The sequence below is a fragment of the Winogradskyella costae genome (assembly GCF_013403865.1).
Classification (GTDB): domain Bacteria; phylum Bacteroidota; class Bacteroidia; order Flavobacteriales; family Flavobacteriaceae; genus Winogradskyella; species Winogradskyella costae.
In genome coordinates this window covers 805,298-826,305 of sequence record NZ_JABFDK010000001.1, presented here as the reverse complement: position 1 = coordinate 826,305, position 21,008 = coordinate 805,298, and the positions used below count along the sequence as shown (strand labels likewise).

Annotated in this window: 22 protein-coding genes; 13 read left to right on the top strand and 9 right to left on the bottom strand. The window is 33.5% G+C overall.

Translation table 11 applies throughout. The features are described 5' to 3' along the window. Nucleotides 1–2: 2 nt before the first annotated feature. From HM986_RS03500 to HM986_RS03490, 3 genes are all read right to left on the bottom strand, one after another. Nucleotides 3–473, bottom strand: a complete 471-nt coding sequence (locus tag HM986_RS03500; RefSeq protein ID WP_020898179.1) for an Lrp/AsnC ligand binding domain-containing protein — start codon at nt 471–473, stop codon at nt 3–5. A 71-nt stretch (nt 474–544) separates the two neighbouring features. Further along, a complete protein-coding gene (locus tag HM986_RS03495; RefSeq protein ID WP_179333682.1) occupies nt 545–1,066 on the bottom strand; it encodes a hypothetical protein in 522 nt (173 codons plus the stop codon). Between the two features lie 110 nt (nt 1,067–1,176). Beyond that, nucleotides 1,177–2,541, bottom strand: coding sequence for a saccharopine dehydrogenase family protein (locus HM986_RS03490; RefSeq protein ID WP_179333681.1), 1,365 nt, complete (start codon nt 2,539–2,541; stop codon nt 1,177–1,179). A gap of 244 nt (nt 2,542–2,785) precedes the next feature. On the opposite strand from HM986_RS03490, the gene HM986_RS03485 reads away from it, so the two are divergent. Both HM986_RS03485 and pckA read left to right on the top strand, forming a co-directional pair. Continuing rightward, on the top strand, nt 2,786–3,175 hold the full coding sequence (locus HM986_RS03485; RefSeq protein WP_179333680.1) for a DUF423 domain-containing protein: 390 nt from the start codon (nt 2,786–2,788) through the stop codon (nt 3,173–3,175). Between the two features lie 65 nt (nt 3,176–3,240). Further along, complete coding sequence (pckA, locus tag HM986_RS03480; protein WP_179333679.1) at nt 3,241–4,857, top strand: phosphoenolpyruvate carboxykinase (ATP); 1,617 nt, start codon at nt 3,241–3,243, stop codon at nt 4,855–4,857. Between the two features lie 73 nt (nt 4,858–4,930). On the opposite strand, the gene HM986_RS03475 is transcribed toward pckA, so the two are convergent. Both HM986_RS03475 and HM986_RS03470 read right to left on the bottom strand, forming a co-directional pair. Then, nucleotides 4,931–5,680, bottom strand: coding sequence for a uroporphyrinogen-III synthase (locus HM986_RS03475; protein WP_179333678.1), 750 nt, complete (start codon nt 5,678–5,680; stop codon nt 4,931–4,933). A 17-nt stretch (nt 5,681–5,697) separates the two neighbouring features. After that, nucleotides 5,698–6,348, bottom strand: a complete 651-nt coding sequence (locus HM986_RS03470) for a DUF4271 domain-containing protein (RefSeq protein WP_179333677.1) — start codon at nt 6,346–6,348, stop codon at nt 5,698–5,700. A 147-nt stretch (nt 6,349–6,495) separates the two neighbouring features. On the opposite strand from HM986_RS03470, the gene HM986_RS03465 reads away from it, so the two are divergent. Genes HM986_RS03465 through HM986_RS03455 form a run of 3 tightly spaced genes read left to right on the top strand, consistent with a single transcriptional unit; the run spans nt 6,496 to nt 9,040 of the window. Next, complete coding sequence (locus tag HM986_RS03465) at nt 6,496–7,215, top strand: polyprenol monophosphomannose synthase (protein ID WP_179333676.1); 720 nt, start codon at nt 6,496–6,498, stop codon at nt 7,213–7,215. A gap of 6 nt (nt 7,216–7,221) precedes the next feature. Further along, nucleotides 7,222–8,565 (top strand): dihydroorotase, encoded by a 1,344-nt coding sequence (locus HM986_RS03460; RefSeq protein ID WP_179333675.1) that lies wholly within the window; start codon nt 7,222–7,224, stop codon nt 8,563–8,565. 1 nt (nt 8,566) lies between these two features. Continuing rightward, nucleotides 8,567–9,040, top strand: a complete 474-nt coding sequence (locus HM986_RS03455; RefSeq protein ID WP_179333674.1) for a DUF4296 domain-containing protein — start codon at nt 8,567–8,569, stop codon at nt 9,038–9,040. On the opposite strand, the gene HM986_RS03450 is transcribed toward HM986_RS03455, so the two are convergent. Beyond that, nucleotides 9,027–10,040 (bottom strand): NAD-dependent epimerase/dehydratase family protein, encoded by a 1,014-nt coding sequence (locus tag HM986_RS03450; RefSeq protein ID WP_179333673.1) that lies wholly within the window; start codon nt 10,038–10,040, stop codon nt 9,027–9,029. The genes HM986_RS03455 and HM986_RS03450 overlap by 14 nt on opposite strands. Nucleotides 10,041–10,203: 163 nt before the next feature. On the opposite strand from HM986_RS03450, the gene tyrS reads away from it, so the two are divergent. After that, nucleotides 10,204–11,514 carry a tyrosine--tRNA ligase gene (gene tyrS, locus HM986_RS03445; RefSeq protein WP_179333672.1) on the top strand — a complete coding sequence of 437 codons (1,311 nt, stop codon included), beginning with the start codon at nt 10,204–10,206 and terminating at the stop codon, nt 11,512–11,514. 271 nt (nt 11,515–11,785) lie between these two features. Here tyrS and HM986_RS03440 read toward each other — a convergent pair whose 3' ends face one another. Both HM986_RS03440 and HM986_RS03435 read right to left on the bottom strand, forming a co-directional pair. Beyond that, a complete protein-coding gene (locus tag HM986_RS03440; RefSeq protein WP_179333671.1) occupies nt 11,786–12,766 on the bottom strand; it encodes a LuxE/PaaK family acyltransferase in 981 nt (326 codons plus the stop codon). A gap of 75 nt (nt 12,767–12,841) precedes the next feature. Continuing rightward, nucleotides 12,842–14,632, bottom strand: coding sequence for a T9SS type A sorting domain-containing protein (locus tag HM986_RS03435; protein WP_179333670.1), 1,791 nt, complete (start codon nt 14,630–14,632; stop codon nt 12,842–12,844). Nucleotides 14,633–14,863: 231 nt separating this feature from the next. On the opposite strand from HM986_RS03435, the gene HM986_RS03430 reads away from it, so the two are divergent. Next, nucleotides 14,864–15,550, top strand: coding sequence for a response regulator transcription factor (locus HM986_RS03430; RefSeq protein WP_179333669.1), 687 nt, complete (start codon nt 14,864–14,866; stop codon nt 15,548–15,550). Further along, a complete protein-coding gene (locus tag HM986_RS03425; RefSeq protein WP_179333668.1) occupies nt 15,550–16,593 on the top strand; it encodes a sensor histidine kinase in 1,044 nt (347 codons plus the stop codon). The genes HM986_RS03430 and HM986_RS03425 overlap by 1 nt, the downstream gene beginning before the upstream one ends. On the opposite strand, the gene HM986_RS03420 is transcribed toward HM986_RS03425, so the two are convergent. Next, nucleotides 16,567–17,628 (bottom strand): glycosyltransferase, encoded by a 1,062-nt coding sequence (locus tag HM986_RS03420; RefSeq protein WP_179333667.1) that lies wholly within the window; start codon nt 17,626–17,628, stop codon nt 16,567–16,569. The two genes, HM986_RS03425 and HM986_RS03420, sit on opposite strands and share 27 nt — an antisense overlap. Before the next feature lie 101 nt (nt 17,629–17,729). Here HM986_RS03420 and trmB point away from each other — a divergent pair, with 101 nt between their 5' ends. The 5 genes from trmB (at nt 17,730) to HM986_RS03395 (ending at nt 20,963) form a co-directional block, all read left to right on the top strand. Next, on the top strand, nt 17,730–18,404 hold the full coding sequence (gene trmB, locus HM986_RS03415) for a tRNA (guanosine(46)-N7)-methyltransferase TrmB (protein WP_179334382.1): 675 nt from the start codon (nt 17,730–17,732) through the stop codon (nt 18,402–18,404). Between the two features lie 3 nt (nt 18,405–18,407). Beyond that, nucleotides 18,408–19,037: a LysE family transporter gene (locus HM986_RS03410; protein ID WP_179333666.1), complete on the top strand. Its 630-nt coding sequence runs from the start codon at nt 18,408–18,410 to the stop codon at nt 19,035–19,037. Beyond that, on the top strand, nt 19,037–19,366 hold the full coding sequence (locus HM986_RS03405; protein ID WP_179333665.1) for an MGMT family protein: 330 nt from the start codon (nt 19,037–19,039) through the stop codon (nt 19,364–19,366). Before HM986_RS03410 ends, HM986_RS03405 begins: the two co-directional genes overlap by 1 nt. A 213-nt stretch (nt 19,367–19,579) precedes the next feature. Further along, nucleotides 19,580–20,719: an Mrp/NBP35 family ATP-binding protein gene (locus HM986_RS03400; RefSeq protein ID WP_179333664.1), complete on the top strand. Its 1,140-nt coding sequence runs from the start codon at nt 19,580–19,582 to the stop codon at nt 20,717–20,719. Between the two features lies 1 nt (nt 20,720). Further along, the gene (locus HM986_RS03395; RefSeq protein ID WP_179333663.1) at nt 20,721–20,963 is read left to right on the top strand and encodes a NifU family protein; all 243 of its coding nucleotides are present in this window, start codon (nt 20,721–20,723) and stop codon (nt 20,961–20,963) included. Nucleotides 20,964–21,008 lie beyond the last annotated feature (45 nt).

Sequence of the window (21,008 nt, the reverse complement as noted above, 5' to 3'; positions counted from 1 at the left end):
GCCTAAATTTTAATCTGTCGATTAATTTGTTCTTGTAAAGAAATAAACGTTTCTGTTCGAGACACTCCTTTGATACTTTGTATTTCTGAGTTGAGCACATGCATTAAGTGTTCATTGTCTTTAGAGAGAATTTTAATGAAAATAGACCAATTACCTGTAGTGTAATGGCACTCAATCACCTCAGGTATTTTTTGTAATTGCTTTACAGCTTCAGGATTACTAATGGCTTTATCAAGATAAACTCCAACAAAAGCCATAGTGGTATATCCTAAAACTTTCGGGTTAATTATAAATTTTGATCCGGCGATAAGTCCCGATTTTTCAAGTTTTTTTAAACGCTGATGAATGGCAGCTCCAGAAATTCCGACGTTACGGGCAATCTCAAGAATAGGTGTTCTGGCATCTTCCATTAAGGCACGCAGTATTTTTTTATCTATTCCATCGATGTAAATACCGTTATCGTTAATTTTCATTAGGTGTTTTTTTTAGAGATCGAAAGTTAAAAATAACGAGTCAAATTCAATATAATTATCACAACAGATGGTTAATCTTCGTATTCTAATTCCGTAAAAGAACCGACTAAAACAGTTGTATTAGCGTTGTCTAAAGTATTGGCAGAAATATTGAAAGTTCCAGATATAATTTTAATTCCTGTTTCTGTAGGATGTGTTCTGTTTTCGGTAATTGTAACATTTCCTGTGGTAGAATAATAACTGAGTTGAGGATTAGATTGTCTTATAAGACCATACGTTATAAAGTTATCCGAATCCATATCTCCCATTTCTTTTACTGTACCAGAACTAAAGCCACCAGTGCCATTTAGAAATAAAGTAACTTGGTTACCACTAGTATCTGCAATATCAATACTGATGGTACTACCATTTGTACCTGTAGAAACTAAATAGGTGCCATCAGTAAAGTTATAATCGTCAAAAGTGCCTCCGTTTATGGTGGCAACCATTCCTGGATTGTCATTTAGCGGTGGCGAGTTGTCGTTGTCATCATCACTACAAGATGTAATACAAAGGACTAAAACAAAAATTTTAAGTAGGTGTAGGTTTTTCATGTTTTTTTTAATTTGGGTAGTTGTTTGATTTTAGGTTAATTACAATGCCAATATACAATTTTTTAAATAACGGTAATTAGCGAAGTGAAATAATAAATAGGATTACTAAATTACAGGTTGAGAGGGTTATAACCTAAATAAGGTACTTCGTACTCTTTAAAGGCAACGTCATAGGATTCTAATTCCTTTAAAATTGGAGTATAGACTTCTTTTGTTATTGGAATTTGAACGCCTGGTGTTTTTATTTTACCATTCAGTATTGCTAATGTGGCAATCGCTACAGGTAAACCTACTGTTTTGGCCATTGCAGTATAGGTTTGGTCTTTTCCAAGGGTTACCATTGTAGAGTCAATTTGATGTTTTTTACCATTTAGTTCGTAACCAAATTTATGATACATCACGATCATGTCTTTATCGTTCTCGCTTAATGTCCAGCTATCCATCAAAATTTTCTGAAGAATTTGAGCAGGTGTGCCTTTATCTAATTCTACCATTTTTTCAGGATTGAAAATATCGAGTTCTAAGAACTTTTCCCAAATAATATCATCTTGATCAATTTTTAAAGCATGTCTAAATTTAAGCTCCACGGAATCCGTTGGACTGTATGGTAAAAATGAATTTACAAAATCACGGTAACTCATATTGGCACTATCATCAATAGTATAACTGTCGTCAGTCATACCTAATTGTACAAATACGTTCCATGCTCTACTAAAACCAACACGTCGCATTGTACCTCTATACAATGTTTTAATATGTTCTAATCCATATACTTGCTGATATTTTAAAGAATCGCGGTTAGCATACCCTTCAAAACGGCCGTAACCTTCAACATCTAAAAATTCGGTACGTCTAAATAAACGATTGTAGGGAATGTATTTAAATTGGTTTTCTTGCAGAAATTTTGCAGCACCGCCTTGTCCTGCAACCACGACGTTTCTTGGGTTCCATGTAAATTTATAATTCCAAAGATTGTTGTCACTTTCAGGTGCTACTAACCCCCCCGTAAACGATTCAAATAAAATTAATTTTCCGCCTTTGTCTCTAATACGATCTATAACATGCATCGCACTCATATGATCAACGCCCGGATCCACACCAATCTCATTCATAAAAATAAGATTATTGGCTTTGGCTTCTTCATCTAGGGCTTGCATTTCAGGACTTACATAAGAAGCCGTAACCATGTTCTTTTTATAAGTAATACAGTCTTTAGCAACTTCTATATGAAAACGCGCAGGAAGCATTGAAATTACAATATCTGCTTTTTTAACCGCAGTAACTCTAGATTCTGCATTAAACACATCTAAATGTATTACGTCTGTATTGGGATGATCCCCAACGAGCTTTTTAGCGTTGTCTACATTGAGATCTCCAACGGTGATATGAAGCTTTTGAGATTGAGAATTATCGAGTAAATATTTTATAAGGTAAGAACAAGATTTTCCTGCTCCAATGATTAATATGTTTCGCATAATGGGTTTATATAACTAATTTTGTATTGAATTTATGTTGGCGTTTTGAGTTTAGCGAAAATTGAAGATTTTGTGCCGTGTTGAAGTCATTTTTACCTTGTATAATCTAGCTACGGAAATAAAAAACGACAAAAGCATGGTCGAAACAATCAGTTTTTTAGCGAATTGAAAATGCTTATGTAAATTCTTCGTACGAATGTAATAAATACAAGAGGCATAAGAAACCTATTTCACATTTTTAATTATGAACAAGAGATTATTAGTTACTGGGTCTATTTTAGGAATATTAGGTATTATTTTGGGGGCTTTTGCCGCACATGGTTTAGAAAAATTGGTGGATTCTAACGCTATTAAAACTTTTGAAACGGGCGTGCGTTATCAAATATATCATGCCTTTTTCTTCCTGATTTTGGGAGGGACATCGTTTGTAAGTTTGCAACTAAAAAAGATTATTTTTTATTTAGTTTTATTAGGGGTTATCTTCTTTTCTGGCTCTATATATGGGTTGGCAACGAATTCACTCTCTGGCTTCGATTTTAAATCTATTGCTTTAATGACTCCGGTTGGTGGATTATTGCTTATAATGTCTTGGGGAATAATGTTAATAGGTATTATAAGAAATAAGGTGGATTAATATAAATCGAAGGCGTTGTTTCAAAATAAAATTATAATTTTGCAGGACTAAATAACACAAATATTATGGCAAATCATTCCCAATCAACGAAAACGATTTCGTTAGATCAATACGGAATTAAAAATGCAAAAGTAAATTATCAATTATCTTCAGATGAATTGCATGCTGAAACAATTTCTAAAGGCCTAGGTGTAGAATCCTCTTCAGGTGCTTTAGCAGTTAATACAGGTGAGTTTACTGGCCGTTCTCCAATGGATAGATTTATTGTGAAAGATGCTATCACTAAAGATAAAGTTTGGTGGGGAAACATCAATATTGCTTTTGATACTGATAAATTTCAGAAGCTTTATGATAAAGTCGTTGATTATCTATCAGAAAAAGAAATTTATGTGCGTGATAGTTACGCTTGTGCAGATGAGAATTATAAATTAAATATTAGAGTTATTAATGAGTATCCCTGGAGTAATATGTTTGCTTATAACATGTTTTTGCGTCCAACGGAAACTGAATTAGAAAATTTTTCACCAGAATGGACAGTGGTAAATGCGCCAGGTTTTATGGCTGATCCTGAGGTTGATGGTACACGCCAACATAACTTTGCGATTTTAGATTTTACACGTAAGATTGCTTTAATCGGAGGCACTGGTTATACAGGTGAAATTAAAAAAGGGATCTTTTCGGCATTAAACTTTATTCTTCCGGTGTTTAAAGATACATTACCAATGCACTGTAGTGCTAATGTTGGTAAAGATGGCGATACGTCTATTTTCTTCGGATTATCTGGGACAGGAAAGACAACACTTTCTACGGATCCTAATCGTAGTTTAATTGGTGATGATGAACATGGTTGGACAAAAGAAAATACAGTATTTAATTTTGAAGGTGGTTGTTATGCTAAAGTAATCAACCTATCGGAAGAACAAGAGCCTGAGATTTTTGCTGCAATTAAAAAAGGAGCAATTTTAGAAAACGTAATTATGGATGATAAGGGCAACGTCGATTATGCTGATACATCTATTACTCAAAATACTAGAGTAAGCTATCCAATTTATCATATTGATAATATTAGAAAACCGTCTGCAGGTGAAAACCCTAAGAATATATTTTTCTTAACGGCAGATGCTTTTGGTGTATTGCCTCCAATCTCTAAACTGACGCCAAGCCAAGCCGCATACCACTTTATTTCTGGCTATACAGCTAAGGTTGCTGGCACAGAAGCGGGGGTCGTAGAGCCAGTACCAAGTTTTTCTGCTTGTTTTGGTGCTCCATTTATGCCCTTGCATCCAACCGAATATGCTGATATGTTAAGCAAAAAAATGTTGGAAGCAGGTGTTAACGTATGGCTTATTAATACGGGCTGGACGGGTGGTCCTTACGGAGTTGGTACACGCATGAAATTAAAGTACACACGAGCTATGATTAACGCAGCGTTAAATGGGGATTTAGGTGATTATACCTATGAAGATTACCACATTCATTCTGTATTTGGAGTGGCACAGCCAAGAACCTGTCCAGGAGTACCAACCGAAGTGTTGAGTCCTAGAACAACTTGGAATGATGATAAAGCTTATTATACAATGGCATTTAAATTATCTAATGCGTTTAGAGAAAACTTTAAGAAGTTTGAGTCATATGCTTCAGAAGAAGTGAGACGAGGAGGGCCACAACGTTATGCATTTTAAATCATAATGTATATAAACTAAAAAAGCGATTCTAAATTTAGAATCGCTTTTTTTATATCTAATAGTTTTAAAGCTATTTACCTTTATTTACAGAGTCAATATACTTCTGTAAAGCCATAGTCATTGAAGGAGTTTCTGGAGTCGGTGCAGCAATATCTACACGCATTCCTTTTTCTTCAACAGCTTTAACAGTTGTGTTTCCAAATACAGCAATGCGTGTATTCTTTTGTTCAAAGTTAGGAAAATTATGAAATAATGACTCAATACCAGATGGGCTAAAGAATACTAAAATATCATAATATACATCGGCCAAATCAGACAAATCACTAATTACTGTTTTGTAAAATGTAGCTTGTTTCCAATTAACACCTAAATCATCTAATAATTCAGGTATAATAGGCTTAACTTTATCTGTTGTTGGTAATAAAAACGATTCGTCTTTATATTTTTTAATTAACGGCATTAAATCTTCGAATGTACGTTTACCAACGTAAATTTTACGCTTTCTGTAAACCACATATTTTTGTAGGTAATAGGCAACAGCTTCAGACTGGCAGAAATACTTCATAGAATCTGGCACTTTAAAGCGCATTTCATCTGCCACTCTAAAGAAGTGATCTACTGAATTTCTACTTGTAAGTATAATAGCTGTGTACTTTGTAAGATCGACTTTTTGCTGTCTCACATCCTTAGAGGAAACACCTTCAACATGGATAAAGGGTCTAAAGTCCACTTTTACTTTTTGCTTTTCTTGCAAATCAAAGTATGGGGAATTTTCTATTTTAGGCTCTGGTTGTGATACTAAAATTGTTTTCACTTTCATACGTAAACATGGTGTTTTTAAACGTTATACTCCCTAATTACCTTAAATAAAAGTATATAAGGCCCGATTTCGAGAGCGCAAAGATACAATAAAAAATAGAAAAAATTTGGATTTATTAATTTTTGATGGGTTTTGAATGAAGATAAAAACCCAATGACATTTATAAGGCAAACAATAGAGAGCGCCGAGATTATAATTATAGTGATGCGTAGGTCCGTATAAAGTAAAAATAAATTTGCAACTAAAAATACGAGACCAGAAAAATTCTTAAATGTTGTCTTTTGAAATAAGTAGTCATCAATTAAACTGTCAATTTCAAAAAGGCTTCCAATGAGGCGTTCTAAAAGTGTTTTAATGATAATAATTGCAGAGACCGCCAATGTTAGTTTTAAGAACGACATAAGTTCAAAATCAACAGGTGTGATAAAGGTATTGTAAGCAAAAAAAATAAATATGCTAAGCGATAATGAAAGATTGATAAACAGAAAACTATCAAATTGATCAATGAATTTTTGATCCTTTGCGTAAATCTTGAGATATTTAGAATTTCCAATAACGGTCAAGAAGTCATTAAAGCGAAGTGTGTTTAAGTATTTGGCAACCACTATGGTAAACAATCCTGTGATTGTAAAAATGGTAAACCACTCATGTGTTATATAATTTCGCATGGCGCTAAATTATAAAAAAATGAGCTTACAAACAGAAGTACGATTCATAACTATCAAAAAAGTTAATTACAGTATATAATCGATTAAAAACTTTATTTTTGTTGAAATTCTAAGAAGTCGTTCCAAGGAGTGTTTAAAAGTGAGTTAATGTCTGACGCAATAGTCATAATCCCGACCTATAATGAGATTGAAAATATAGAATCAATCATTAGAGCTGTGTTGTCACAGCCAAAGGAATTCCATGTGCTTATTGTAGATGATAACTCACCAGACAAGACTGCAGATGCCGTTACACGTTTACAGCTAGAATTTGAGGATCAATTATTTTTGTTGCAACGCAAAGAAAAAAGTGGTTTAGGAACTGCTTATATTGCGGGGTTTGAATGGGCTTTAAAAAAAACGTATCAATACGTTTTTGAAATGGATGCTGATTTTTCACATAATCCAGATGATCTTTATAGGTTGTATAAAGCTTGTGTTGCCGGTGCGGATATGGCTGTTGGATCGAGGTACGTTAAAGGAATTACAGTGGTCAATTGGCCAATGTCTCGTATTTTATTGTCGTATGGAGCATCTCGTTATGTAAGATTAATAACACGAATGAAAGTTAAGGATTCTACAGCAGGTTTTATATGTTATAAAAGAACTGTTTTAGAATCCATAAATCTTAAAAAAATAGAATTTGTAGGCTACGCATTTCAAATTGAAATGAAATTTAAAGCCCACAAAAAAGGTTTTAAAATTGTAGAGATACCAGTTATTTTTAAAGATAGAACAAAAGGAAAATCTAAAATGAGCGGAGGTATTATTACCGAAGCTATATTTGGAGTAGTTAGTTTAAAATTAAAAAGTTTATTTGCTAAGTAAAGATACATGAAGCGAAATACCCTAATAAAAAACGCAAGAATTGTCAACGAAGGAAAAATTGTTGAAGGAGACATTTTTATTGAAGATAATATTATAAAAGAGATTGACACGTCAATAAGTGTGAAGTCTGCCGATATATTAGTTATTGATGTAGAAGGAAATTATGTTTTTCCAGGTATGATTGATGATCAAGTTCATTTTAGAGAACCGGGATTAACACATAAGGGAAATATTGAATCAGAATCTAGAGCGGCTATTGCAGGCGGAATCACGTCTTTTATAGAGATGCCAAATACCAATCCACAGACAACAACTGTAGAAAAATTAGAAGAGAAATTTGCTATCGCTGCAAACTCATCATATGCTAATTATTCGTTTATGTTTGGTGGTACCAATGATAATTTGGATGAAATCTTAAAAGTCGATCCAAAAACGGTGGCTGGTTTAAAATTATTTTTAGGTTCTTCTACAGGTAATATGCTCGTGGACGATCCTAAAGTGATTGAAAAAATATTTTCGAGTACTGATATGGTTATATCTGTACATTGTGAGGATGAAGCGACTATAAAGGCAAACTTAGCGAAATATATGGAGGAATATGGTGATGATATTCCTATGGAATTGCATCCTAAAATCCGAAGCGAGGAGGCGTGTTACTTATCATCCTCAAAAGCAATTGAATTAGCTAAGAAAACAGGTGCAAGATTACATGTCTTTCATCTGTCTACGGGAAAAGAAACCAGTTTGTTTTCAAATAAAATTCCATTAAAAGACAAGAAGATTACCGCAGAGGTATGCATACATCACTTGTGGTTTTCTGAAGAGGATTATGCTAAAAAAGGAAGCCATATCAAATGGAACCCTGCTGTGAAAACGTCAAAAGATAAAGATCAACTTTGGAAAGCATTATTAGATGACAGAATTGATGTGATTGCAACTGATCATGCTCCACATACTTTAGAAGAAAAAAATAATAAGTACACAAGCGCACCTTCTGGCGGACCATTAGTACAGCATGCATTGATGGCTTTGATGGAGGCGCATCACCAAGGAAAAATTTCTGTAGAAAAAATTGTTGAGAAAGCATGTCATAATCCGGCCATATTATTTAATGTTGAAAAGCGTGGGTATATAAAAGAAGGCTATTATGCAGATTTGGTAATTATAGATCCTCAAAGTCCTTGGACAGTTAATAAGAGTAATATTTTATATAAGTGTGGTTGGTCTCCGTTTGAAGGTAATACCTTTAAAAGTAGAATCACGCACACATTTGTAAACGGTCAGTTGGTATATAACAATTTTAATGTTTTAGACGTTAAAGCAGGACAACGATTAACTTTTGATAGATAAGATGTTAAAACAAATCAGTATTATATTGGTATTAGGGATTTTTATTTTGGCTTGTGACAGTAGTAACAAGCCAAAAAAGCCAGACGACCTCATATCTAAAGAAAAAATGACTGATTTGCTTTACGATTTATATCTTTTGAATGCTGCAAAAGGAGTAAATAGATTAGCTTTAGAGGAAAATGATTTTGATCCTGAGATTTATATTTTAAAGAAATACAATGTAGATAGCACGCGATTTGCAGAAAGTAACAGTTATTATGCTTTTGATACCGAAATGTATAATGCAATTGTTGATAAGGTAAAAGCGAGGTTAGAATCCGAAAAACAACATTTTGAAGACATAAAAGAAATAGAGGCAGATTCTATAAAACAACGTAGAGATTCAATTGCTAAGGTGCAAAAAATAGCTAAGGATTCTATTCGCAAAACGTTTGATAAGAAAGTATTAAAAAAAGTAAAACCTAATAATCCTTAAGAAATTGTTTACTGACTTCTTCTATGCTTTTTTCTATTGATTTAAATTTAAAATTTAAGCCGTTTATTATTTTTGAAGCATCATAATTTGTAATGCTTAATGCCGATTTCGCGGTTTGTTTAGATAAACTTCTCCGCTTTCTAAAAAGTAAATGTTGTAGCCAATCCAATCTCCATGCAACTCCTAGTAACCAGGATTTTGCTTCTTTTGTTGGCGCCTTAACTTCTAAGCTTTTTGCAGTCTTGGTAAGGAAGGTTTTAAAACTTAAGTTTTCAGAAACTAAAACAAAACCTTCATTTTTAATGGAGCTAAGCATTAAGTGTTCCATAGCCCTAATTACATCCCAAACATCTACATATCCAGTGACTCCTGTGGTGTAATAAGTCATGCCGTTGTGTATTCGCTTAAATAAATTTCCGCTACTTCCACCATGCCAATAGCCAGCTCCTAGAATAATTCCTGGATTTACGATTACCGCATCTAAACCTTCTTGTGTACCTCTCCAAACTTCAAGTTCTGCTCCGTATTTAGTTATAGCGTAGACGCTATTATCATCTTCAGGACTCCAATCGGTTTGTTCATCTATTAATTTTTCAGAATTATGATGATGTCCAATTGCTGCAATAGTACTGACGTAACATAATTTTTTTATTTGATGGCTAATCGATAGATTAACAATATTGGCGGTTCCCTCAATATTAATTTTTCTTAGATCATTATACTTATTTGGTTCAAATGAAACAAGAGCAGCGCAATGATAGACATGTGTGATGTCTTTAAAAGCGGTTTGAAGTTTAGGAACGTCATTAATATCTGCCTCAACCCATTCAATATTATTAAAAAGTGTTTCAGCATCATTAGAAAAGTAAGAGAAGACGTTTTTAACGCGTGTTAAGGTTTTTTCTCGTCGATAAATAGCACGTACGGATTTTTCACTTTTTAAAAGTTGAAAAAGTAAATGCGAACCAACCAAACCTGTACCTCCTGTTACTAAAATCATTGGGTAAAGTTACGTTTTTTAAGCCTTATTCTTAAGGTGAATTTTTATAATATATGTTTTAGTCTTTTATATCTTATAAGGGCTAAATTGAATTAAAATTGTCTTTTGTCTTTAGAAGTGGAAACTTATCTTTGCGCAAATCAATTTGAAACTAAAAAAAGCAATGGCAAACAAGTTTGTAGAAGAATTACGTTGGAGAGGAATGGTACACGATATCATGCCTGGTACAGAAGAACAACTAGACAATGAGATGACCACTGCCTATATTGGTTTTGATCCTACATCAGATTCGTTGCACATTGGAAGTTTAGTACCTATAATTTTATTAGTACATTTAGAAAAAGCAGGTCATAAACCTGTTGCTTTAGTTGGAGGTGCTACCGGAATGATTGGTGATCCATCAGGAAAAAGTGACGAACGTAATCTTCTCGATGAAGTGGCTTTAGCACACAACGTTGCAGGAATTAAACGTGTATTATCTCGTTTTTTAGACTTTAATTCAACTGAAAATAATGCACCAGTTTTAGTGAATAATTACGACTGGATGAAGGATTTTAGTTTTATCGATTTCGCTAGAGATGTTGGTAAACGTATTACCGTAAATTACATGATGGCTAAAGACTCTGTGAAGAAGCGTTTAAGTGGTGATGAAGGTAATGTTGGTATGAGTTTTACGGAATTCACGTACCAATTAATTCAAGGATACGATTTTCATCATTTGTATAAAACCATGGACTGTAAACTTCAAATGGGAGGTAGTGATCAATGGGGAAATATTACAACAGGAACCGAATTGGTTAGGCGTATGCACGATGGTGAAGACCAAGCAAAAGCCTATGCTATGACCTGCCCTTTAATTACTAAAGCTGATGGTTCTAAATTTGGGAAGTCTGAAGGTGGAAATGTTTGGTTAGATACAGATAAAACTTCGGTTTATAAATTTTACCAGTTTTGGTTGAATTCAACTGACGAGGATGCAGAAAAGTATATTAAAATTTTTACATTTTTAGATAAGGAAGCAATTGAGGCTTTAATTGCAGCTCATAAAGAAACTCCACATTTACGATTGTTACAGAAACGTTTAGCTGAAGAAGTAACGGTATTTGTGCACAGTAAGGATGATTATGACAATGCTGTAAAAGCATCAGAAATTTTATTTAGTAAGGAGTTTAAAAACGAAATTAAGCAATTGTCAGAGTCTTTATTCTTAGATGTTTTTGAGGGAGTAAAACATGCTAAAATTTCGCAAGCAGAATTTAGCGAAGGTTTAGATATGATTGGTGCTTTAGCAGCAAAAACAGATTTCTTAAGTTCTAATGGAGATGCAAGGCGTGCTTTAAAGGAAAATGCGGTAGCTGTGAATAAGGAAAAAGTGAAAGAAGATTATATATTATCATCAGAAGATTTAATTCATGATAAATATATTATTCTAAGTAGAGGTAAGAAAACAAACTTCATTTTAGAAGTTATTTAAAACTCATAGATTTAAAATATAGGGAGGCCTATTAAATTATAAAATTTGATAGGCCTTTTTTATATATAAAAAAAAGTGCCCAAAATTACTTTTAGGCACCTCTAACCAATCAATCAATCAATCAACTATTGAAAATCTTGCTTTTTCATAGCTTTAGAGTAGTCGTTGCTAAATGTATGTCCTTACATTTTTTAAATAAAAATATTAAAATAAGTTTGAGAGAAGTAAAAACCTATAGGTATTCTATGACTTCTAGATCATAAAATTGAAATTACAGAGCCATTAAATTACAACCTCTAATATCTGAATTATCGAATCTTCCGATGATTTCAAAATGACCATTATCATAGACTTTTCCTAAATCTTGAGTCGCAATAAATGAGCACGAATTTACATTCGCTAAATCAATAACATTAATTCCTCCTGTTTTGTTAGGTGACTGTATAGTTAAGGCATCTTCAGTATCGCGTGTTAAGATTTTCATCCAAGGAGGACACTCAAAAACACCCTGACCTTTAGAGTAGGCTTGACTCAGCAATTCTGTCATTCCATATTCGCTATGAATATTAGGAACCCCAAAACCAAATTGTAGGATTTGGTGCAACTCTTGTCTTATAATTTCTTTTCGTCTACCTTTCATACCACCAGTTTCCATAATTGTGGTATGTTCAAGGTTAAGTTGGTGGGCTTCTACTAAATCTAATAGTGCAAAGGAAACTCCTATGAGTAAAGTTTTTTGTTTTTTAGCTTCTAAAGATTTTAATGTATTGGCTAATTCTTCAATATTATTGAGGTAAAAACCACTTTCTGCTTGGTTTGACTTTTCAATTAAATCATTTACCATATAAATTAAAGAGGAACCATCGCGCTCTAAATAAGAAGGTAGTAATGCTAATACCACATAATCTTCAATAGGGCCATAGAAGTGTTTAAAAGCTTTTAAGTAGCTTTCTTCGTATAGTTTTATATCGGATACTAAATGTTTACTAGTAATGCTTCCGGTAGTACCAGAGCTTGTAAATGTTTTGTCAATAGATGAAGTTGTACTTAAAACATTATGAGATTTAAAAAACTGAATTGGTAAAAACGGAATTTCCGAAACTTGTGTTACGTCTGAAGGGTGTTTGTACAGCAAATCGCAAAACGAACGATAGACTTTATTATTTTTAAACTGGAATTTAAAAATATCTAAAGCGAATACTTCAAAATCAGCATCAGATTTTATATTAAAAATGTCGTCTTTAAATGTCATGCTGTAAAAGTATGAAAATAAAAAAAACGTCCCGATAATTATCGAGACGCTTTTAATATGAATTTTAAAATAGACTTACTTTATCACTAATTTCTTAGTAGTAGAGGTGTTATTTTGAGTGATTTTTACAATGTAAATACCAGACTTTAAGTTCGCAACATTTAACGTGTTGTTAGTTAATGTTTGGTTTTTAACTTGCTTACCTAATATATCAAATACTTGAACAGAAATTGCTTCACTGTTAGTAGAAGAAATATTTACGATCCCAGAAGTTGCAGGGTTAGGGTAAATTGAAAACGCATTTCTATTAACGTTAGTTAATGATAATGTGCTTGGTGTAACATCTGCCCAAGATGTTCCAATACGTAATTCATCGAAAATCATTGCTGGTGTTTCACCTGTAGAATCTTGTCTTAAAGCAAAAGTATCTATCATAGAACTTGGTGAAGCATCCGTATCTGTTAATGTTGCTGCTGGTGCAGAACCACCTAAGTCAGTACCAGCAGGATTGATCCATCCGTTGATAGCACCAGTTTCAATGTTATAGCTCATAACGATTAAAACATCGTCACCAACATTATATTTAGTTGTAGAAAAGTTTTCTCCAGAACTGCTATTTGTTAGAGCAATATCATAAGTAGTTCCAACAGGATCAGTATCTGGGTGAATCCAAAGTCTAGCATCAAACTCACCTAATATAACAACATAACCACCATCTGTAGTGTCAGTGATGTTAGATAAATCGCTAACATTGATAATAAATGAAGCAAATACATCTCCTGAGGTTACAGGTGTAAATGTAAGCTCAGAATCAATAGCACCTCCCTCTAAGAAAACAGATTCACCAGTAGAGGCCACTAAGCCAGTGTAAGATAAGCTACCAGAAACAACGTCTATAGGATTTGCTGTTCCGCTAAAATTATTCCAATTTGCTTCAGTTCCAAGGTCATTTCCAACGGTGTAATCAAAACCTTCATAAAGTGGTAATGTATTTGAAGGTAAACATTCAGGACTAGTCACTGTGCTACTTAAATCACAAAGTGCACCATCTACAACAGAAATGATTACATCAGTTCCTTCTGCAACACCAGTAACTGTTATAGTTCCTGTTGCATCTGTAGAAGGGTTTCCGCTAGAAAAATCAACTGTACCAGAATTAGCAGTTACAGTGTAAGATGCTGTTCCACCACCAGAAAAATCAACGGTAGCCGTGTAAGTATCTGTACCAGGAGTGAACGCGTCACATACGGCAGAAGTAGAACTTAAACTCAATGCACAAACCGCAGCATCGTTAAAGTCTCTAAAAGTAACAGCTTTAGTATTGAAAGCAGTTCCTGCAGCATTCAGCTGAAGAGATTCAGTATCTTTAGCACCGTTAAGGTCTTCGTCATATTGTACTGTTTCGCCTAAACCTGTTAACAACTCAGCGTCATCACCATCACTTGTTCCGTAAACGATAGCATCAATAAGGTTAGTCATTGTTGGTGCTGTTCCATTAGGAAAGTTAGCAATATCATCTTGATAAATTGCAATAGCATCTGCACCATTTTGAATGTATCCAGATCCTCCAGGAGGTAAGTCAATATCGCTTCCAGAAACAAGATCTGTATTTGCTAAGATAAAAAAACCATTGGCATCAGTTGTCTTTCCTGTTAAACTCCAAGAACCATAACTAGAATCATTTCCGCCATTAAAAAACACAACGATATAGCCGTCTAATGAAGTGTTAGGCGCCGCCTTTAATTCTACAAATTCAGCAGTGTCTGAACCTGGTGTATCTACATCAATTTCATTTATAACAACTTGCGCAAAAGAGCTCGCCGCTGTAAATAGAAGAGTAAATAATAAAAAGTAAATTTTTTTCATAATTTGATTTGTATAAAAGTTAGACAACAAATATAATAACAAATAGTGAGTTTTAAGAATCAGGTTGGTTAATAGTTGTCATTTTACAATATGTTAACATGGTATATGTCAGGGGCTTCTTAGTTTCAAGAATTTACAAATGCAATGTTAGGGAATTGTTATCAATTCACTATTTTTAGATAGTTAATAGGGATATAATTTATATTTACAATTATTTAAAATAATATTCAATTGAAAAAGAAAGATATTAAGATTCTATTGGTAGATGATGACCTAGATATTTTGGAGATTGTAGGATTTAATTTATCCGCAGAAGGTTACCAAGTTATTAAAGGTGAAAATGGTGAAGAAGCTGTTAAATTAGCGAAAAAACACCAACCACATTTAATTATCATCGATGTGATGATGCCAAAGATGGATGGCATTGAGGCTTGTGAACGTATTAGAGAAGAGCCTACTCTTAGTGAAACAATCATTACGTTTTTAACGGCAAGAGGTGAGGATTATTCTCAAGTAGCAGGGTTTGAGGCTGGTGCGGACGATTATATTGCCAAACCAATAAAGCCAAAAGTTTTAATTAGTAAGGTAAAAGCTTTGCTTAGGCGACTTAAGCATTCTGAAGGTAGTGTTGAAGCGGTAATTCAAATCGGTGATTTGATTATATATAAAGAGGAATATAAAATTACTGTTAACGGTAAAGAAACAGCATTACCGAGAAAAGAATTTGAATTGTTATCTTTGTTAGCAACCAAACCAGGTAAGGTGTTTAAACGCGATGAAATTCTAGATAAAGTCTGGGGAAATGAAGTTGTTGTTGGAGGCAGAACTATTGACGTACACATTAGAAAACTTCGAGAAAAAATAGGAGATAAGTCCTTTAAAACCGTAAAAGGTGTTGGTTACAAGTTTGTAGACTAATGCAGCAAAAAAATCTTAAAAAATCGTATAAATTCGCCTTGCGAACAGCGCTATATGTTACGTTGTTTACAACATTTCTTGTAAGTGTTTTTTTATATCACTACCACATTATCAATTGGCATTTTGTTTTTTATCCCCTAGTCTGTTTTCCATTTTGTTTTTTTATTATTCAATATAGAGTTGAACGTTTTATATACCGACGCGTTAAGAAAATCTATGATGATCTAACATTGTTAGAGTCCACAAGTTTAAGGCAGCAACCCATAACTACAGATATGGGAACCTTAACAAAAGAAATTGATAAATACGCCAAAAACAAAAAATTTGAAATCGAAACGCTAAAGATTAGAGAAGAATATCGAAAAGAATTTATTGGTAATGTTTCACACGAATTAAAAACGCCTTTGTTTACTGTTCAAAGTTACTTGCTTACATTATTAGACGGTGGAATTGAGGATGAGAAAATCAGGAAAAAATACCTTGCCAGAGCAAGTAAGGGAGTAGAGCGTTTAACGTATATTATCAAAGATTTAGACATGATTACCAAACTAGAAGTTGGTGTTCTTAGTTTAGAGAAAGAAAACTTTGATATCGTTAAATTAGTTCAAAATGTATTTGATTTGTTTGAAATGAAAGCGGCTAAAAAACAGATTACATTAACTTTTGATATTGATTATTTAGATCCCATTTTGGTTTATGCGGATAAAGAACGTATTCAACAAGTATTAACCAATCTTATTGTTAATTCTATTAAGTATGGAAGAGAGAAAGGAACTACAGAGGTCAGTATAGAAAACCTTATTAAGAATAAAGCTATTATTAGAGTTACGGATAATGGGGATGGGATTGCTAAAGCCAATCTTCAGCGATTATTTGAGCGTTTTTACCGTGTGGATAAAAGTGGCTCTCGCAAAGAAGGTGGTTCTGGTTTAGGATTGTCTATTGTAAAGCACATTATAGAGGCACATGAAGAAAAAATTTATATAGAAAGTGAATTAGGTGTTGGCAGTGAGTTTTCATTTACTTTGGAAAAGACCAAATAATCGCTTATAATTTAGTTGGTAATCCTCTGATTTAAAACCACGATAATATTCAATTTTAGATAGCATTTCAATATTAAAATCATCTTGTGTACAATATGGTGCAATGCCTTCAGAAGCCAATTTTTTAGCTAAATATTCTTGTTCAAATTGTCCCGGGGTAGGTATAAAAAAAGCTTTCTTTTCTAGTTTTGATAAATCCATTAGGGTTGTATAGCCAGACCGACTAAGAATAAGATCACTTTTGTTAATGGCAATTTCAAGCTGGTTACTTGTCATAAAATTATAGATAACCACATTGTCAATAATAGTTTTCTGCTGCTTAGATTCTACTTTTCCTTTTATGAAGAGTACTTTTCCGTTGTAATGTTTTAGGTCGTTTAATAACTTTTCTTCGAGGTAAGTACGTTGAGGCTCTGGTCCAGATAGCAAAACAAGCAAATTGTATTCTATTTCTACGTGTTGTTTTTTAAAACGTGTTAGTGGTCCTAAGTATTTTATCTTGGCTACAAAATTAGGGACATGCCCTAGTTCTCCACTTAAATTAATTGAACCCATGTGATCAGGCACCCAACATTCGTTATACTTTGAAATGATGTTTTGATGTAATTTACTACTTAACCAAGTGGTGTTACCACTTAAGACGCGTAATTGATGTGTAATGAATACAGACGGAATAGCATTATGCCTTACCCCGAATCTATTGTCTGAAATAATGCCACTAAGGCCTTCTGATTCTACTAAGCTTTCGATAACTTTTTTTTCTCGCTTAATTGTTTTTAAAAGATGTGGTGAATCTTTTAGTAATTTAATTTTAAAGCTAGTTGCTTTTTTTGCGTAGGTAATATTATACGAGGGTAACTCAAAGGCGCTTAATTTTGGAAACTCTTTTTTTAATAATTCTAATGCGATGCCGTCACTTGCTATGACCGGTTCAAAATTATGCTTCAATAATTCATTAATAATAGGAATACACCGCGTTGAATGTCCTAATCCCCAATTTAATGGTGCAACTAATATCCTCTTTTTTGTATTCAACTTATATCAATGTTTCTAATTTCTAGATTAGATTGTCTTTAACAAAGGTAAACCTAAAATGTTTGCTTAATTTTACCGAATTATTAATAAATCAATATGTAGTGGGAAGTAAAAACAAACTTAAACGCTTTAGAGAAAATGAAACCTTTCATAATGTGTATCAACCAACACGAGAAGAGTTGGTCGATGCTAGTTATAAATTCAAAGGAAAATGGAAAACAGAAGTTTTTAAAAATGATAACCCATTAGTCTTAGAATTGGGTTGTGGTAAGGGCGAATACACTGTAGGTTTGGCAAAACGGTATCCGAACAAAAATTTTATTGGTATAGATATTAAAGGAGCACGATTCTGGAGAGGAGCTAAAACAGCCATTGAAGATGATATTCCCAATGCAGCGTTTATTAGAAGCCAAATTGAACTAATAGCATTTATTTTTGAAGAAAATGAAGTTGATGAAATCTGGATTACATTTCCAGATCCACAGATTAAATATCAGCGTACTAAGCATAGAATGACTAATTTACAGTTTTTGGAGCGCTATAAAAAAGTATTGAAACCAGGTGGGTTAATGCATCTTAAAACGGATAGTGAATTTATGCATGGCTACACTTTAGGTTTGCTGCATGGTTCTGGTTATGAAGTGTTATATGCTAATCATAATGTTTATAAATTAGAAGGCAGCCCTGGGGATGTAACTGAAATTCAAACCTTTTACGAAAGTCAGTATTTAGAGAAAGATAAGGCAATTACGTATATTAGATTTAAAATAAACTAAAAATTGAGTACTACAGTAATTTTTTTTCTTGGATTTTTCGTGGCATTTGTAGGAGTGACACCACCTGGATTACTAAATATGACAGCAGCAAGAATTAGTCTAAAAGAAGGTGCCGCTCGCGGCATTATGTTTTCTACAGGTGTTTGTATAGTCGTCTACGTTCAAACTTATGTAGCTGCTATCTTTGCAAGATACTTGTCTAGTCACCCCGATATTGTAGCGATTTTAAAACGCGTTGCTTTTGTAATATTTGTACTTATCACTATTTATTTTCTGGTGTTAGCATCGAAACAAAAAGAGCTTAAAGAAAAGAAAGAAATTAAAAGTAAGCATGGCAGATTATTACATGGTATGTTATTATCTGCGCTCAATGTTTTTCCTATTCCGTTCCAAGCATACATGACCATTACTTTGGTGTCTTTTGGTTGGATGAATTTTGAAAAATTAAGTATTGTTACTTATGTAACAGGTGCTGCAACAGGGACTTTTGTAATGTTGTATTTTTATATTTTCTTTTTCGATAAAATTAAAGATCGAAAATTCACATCTCAAAAAAGCATGAATCTTAGCATTGGTGTCATCACCGGCCTTGTAGCTCTAGTTACCTTTTTTACGATTTTAAAAGAACTGTAATGAAATCTGAAACACTTAGTTTTTTCGAAAAAGTATATGATGTTGCTAAGCTAATTCCCTACGGAAAAGTTACCAGTTACGGTGCGATTGCTAAATATTTAGGCGCTGGTAAAAGCGCCAGGATTGTAGGTTATGCGATGAATGGTTCTCCTGGAAAAGATGTGCCAGCACACAGAGTAGTTAATAGAAAAGGACTGTTAACAGGAAAGCATCATTTTGAAGGTACTAACTTAATGCAACAGCTTTTAGAAAGTGAAGGCGTTGAAGTGGTTGATAATCAAATTCAGGATTTAGATTCTGTGTATTGGGATCCTGCAAAAGAGTTGTAAAAGCATTAATTTAATAGGCTAAACCTACTTTATAAAGTTAATTTTCTTTCTATAAAATCGACGATTACTAAACCGAATCCATTCATTAGATAATTCAATTTCAGCACTTCAAAATCTAAACTTTTCTAACTACCTTTGCTTTTAGAATTAATCTTAATAAGAGATATTTGAGTCTAAGTTCTAGGCTCTATTTTCTCTAGTCTTATCATTTATATGAAATTAATAAAACAAGATATACTTAACGCGCTTAAAACGATTACAGCACCTGGAGAAGGTGAAAACATGGTAGATAGTGGAGCTGTAACTAATGTCGTTACTTTTGCTGATGAGGTGATTGTAGATATCACTATAAGAAACCCAAGTCTTCAAGCACGTAAAAAGACAGAAGTCGAAATTTTGCAAACGATACACAAACAAGTATATGAAAAAGCAAAAATAAAAGTCAATGTAAAAGTTGATGCACCAACGACGCAACCGAGTAATGAAATTAAAGGAAAAGCAATTCCTGGCATTCAGAATATCGTTGCAGTTGCTTCTGGTAAAGGAGGAGTAGGGAAATCTACTGTAACGGCAAATTTAGCGGTTACTTTAGCAAAGATGGGATTTAAAGTTGGTATTTTAGATGCTGATATTTATGGACCATCAATTCCTATTATGTTCGATGTCGCTAAAGAACGCCCATTATCTGTAACTGTTGATGGCAAATCTAAAATGAAACCTGTAGAAAATTACGGAGTAAAAGTATTGTCTATCGGATTCTTTACAAAGCCAGATCAGGCCGTAATTTGGAGAGGTCCAATGGCGTCAAAAGCATTAAATCAAATGATTTTTGATGCTGCTTGGGGAGAATTAGACTTCTTATTGCTCGATTTACCTCCAGGAACAGGAGATATTCACCTAAGTATTATGCAGGCCTTACCTATTACAGGTGCTGTTGTGGTAAGTACCCCTCAAAATGTGGCTTTAGCAGATGCTAAAAAAGGAGTCGCAATGTTTCAGCAAGATAGTATCAATGTGCCAGTTTTAGGTATTATAGAAAATATGGCCTACTTTACCCCTGCGGAACTTCCAGATAATAAATATTATATTTTCGGAAAAGAAGGTGCTAAGCATTTAGCAGAAGATTTAAAAGTGCCGTTTTTAGGTGAAGTACCATTGATTCAAAGTATAAGAGAGGCTGGAGATTTAGGAAGACCAGCAGCTATGCAAATGGCAACTCCAATTTCAGAAGCTTTTGAAGCAATTACAAGAGATGTTGTTCAGCAAGTAGTAAATCGTAATGAAGCATTACCAGCTACTGAAGCAATAAAAATTACAACAATGGCAGGTTGTTCTGCTGCAAACAAGAAGTAAAATGAGCTCAGAAGAACTTAAATTAAACGTAGAAAAAGCATTGGATGAAATCCGTCCGTTTCTACAAAGTGATGGTGGCGATATTAATTTATTATCTATTGATGATGGTAAGTTTGTAAAAGTGCAACTTGTAGGTGCTTGCACATCGTGTAGTGTTAATCAGATGACTTTAAAGTCTGGTGTAGAGATGACCATTAAAAAATATGCTCCTCAAATCGAAAAAGTTATTAATGTTGAAAAATAATGTGACATTTGTCACATTCTGAATAAAATGACATTAGTAGTTTTG

Excerpts from the sequence above, each read along its gene's own strand:
- HM986_RS03500 (WP_020898179.1), bottom strand. The coding sequence starts at position 473 with ATGAAAATTAACGATAACGGTATTTACATCGATGGAATAGATAAAAAA.
- HM986_RS03495 (WP_179333682.1), bottom strand. The coding sequence starts at position 1,066 with ATGAAAAACCTACACCTACTTAAAATTTTTGTTTTAGTCCTTTGTATT.
- HM986_RS03490 (WP_179333681.1), bottom strand. The coding sequence starts at position 2,541 with ATGCGAAACATATTAATCATTGGAGCAGGAAAATCTTGTTCTTACCTT.
- HM986_RS03485 (WP_179333680.1), top strand. The coding sequence starts at position 2,786 with ATGAACAAGAGATTATTAGTTACTGGGTCTATTTTAGGAATATTAGGT.
- pckA (WP_179333679.1), top strand. The coding sequence starts at position 3,241 with ATGGCAAATCATTCCCAATCAACGAAAACGATTTCGTTAGATCAATAC.
- HM986_RS03475 (WP_179333678.1), bottom strand. The coding sequence starts at position 5,680 with ATGAAAGTGAAAACAATTTTAGTATCACAACCAGAGCCTAAAATAGAA.
- HM986_RS03470 (WP_179333677.1), bottom strand. The coding sequence starts at position 6,348 with ATGCGAAATTATATAACACATGAGTGGTTTACCATTTTTACAATCACA.
- HM986_RS03465 (WP_179333676.1), top strand. The coding sequence starts at position 6,496 with ATGTCTGACGCAATAGTCATAATCCCGACCTATAATGAGATTGAAAAT.
- HM986_RS03460 (WP_179333675.1), top strand. The coding sequence starts at position 7,222 with ATGAAGCGAAATACCCTAATAAAAAACGCAAGAATTGTCAACGAAGGA.
- HM986_RS03455 (WP_179333674.1), top strand. The coding sequence starts at position 8,567 with ATGTTAAAACAAATCAGTATTATATTGGTATTAGGGATTTTTATTTTG.
- HM986_RS03450 (WP_179333673.1), bottom strand. The coding sequence starts at position 10,040 with ATGATTTTAGTAACAGGAGGTACAGGTTTGGTTGGTTCGCATTTACTT.
- tyrS (WP_179333672.1), top strand. The coding sequence starts at position 10,204 with ATGGCAAACAAGTTTGTAGAAGAATTACGTTGGAGAGGAATGGTACAC.
- HM986_RS03440 (WP_179333671.1), bottom strand. The coding sequence starts at position 12,766 with ATGACATTTAAAGACGACATTTTTAATATAAAATCTGATGCTGATTTT.
- HM986_RS03435 (WP_179333670.1), bottom strand. The coding sequence starts at position 14,632 with ATGAAAAAAATTTACTTTTTATTATTTACTCTTCTATTTACAGCGGCG.
- HM986_RS03425 (WP_179333668.1), top strand. The coding sequence starts at position 15,550 with ATGCAGCAAAAAAATCTTAAAAAATCGTATAAATTCGCCTTGCGAACA.
- HM986_RS03405 (WP_179333665.1), top strand. The coding sequence starts at position 19,037 with ATGAAATCTGAAACACTTAGTTTTTTCGAAAAAGTATATGATGTTGCT.
- HM986_RS03400 (WP_179333664.1), top strand. The coding sequence starts at position 19,580 with ATGAAATTAATAAAACAAGATATACTTAACGCGCTTAAAACGATTACA.
- HM986_RS03395 (WP_179333663.1), top strand. The coding sequence starts at position 20,721 with ATGAGCTCAGAAGAACTTAAATTAAACGTAGAAAAAGCATTGGATGAA.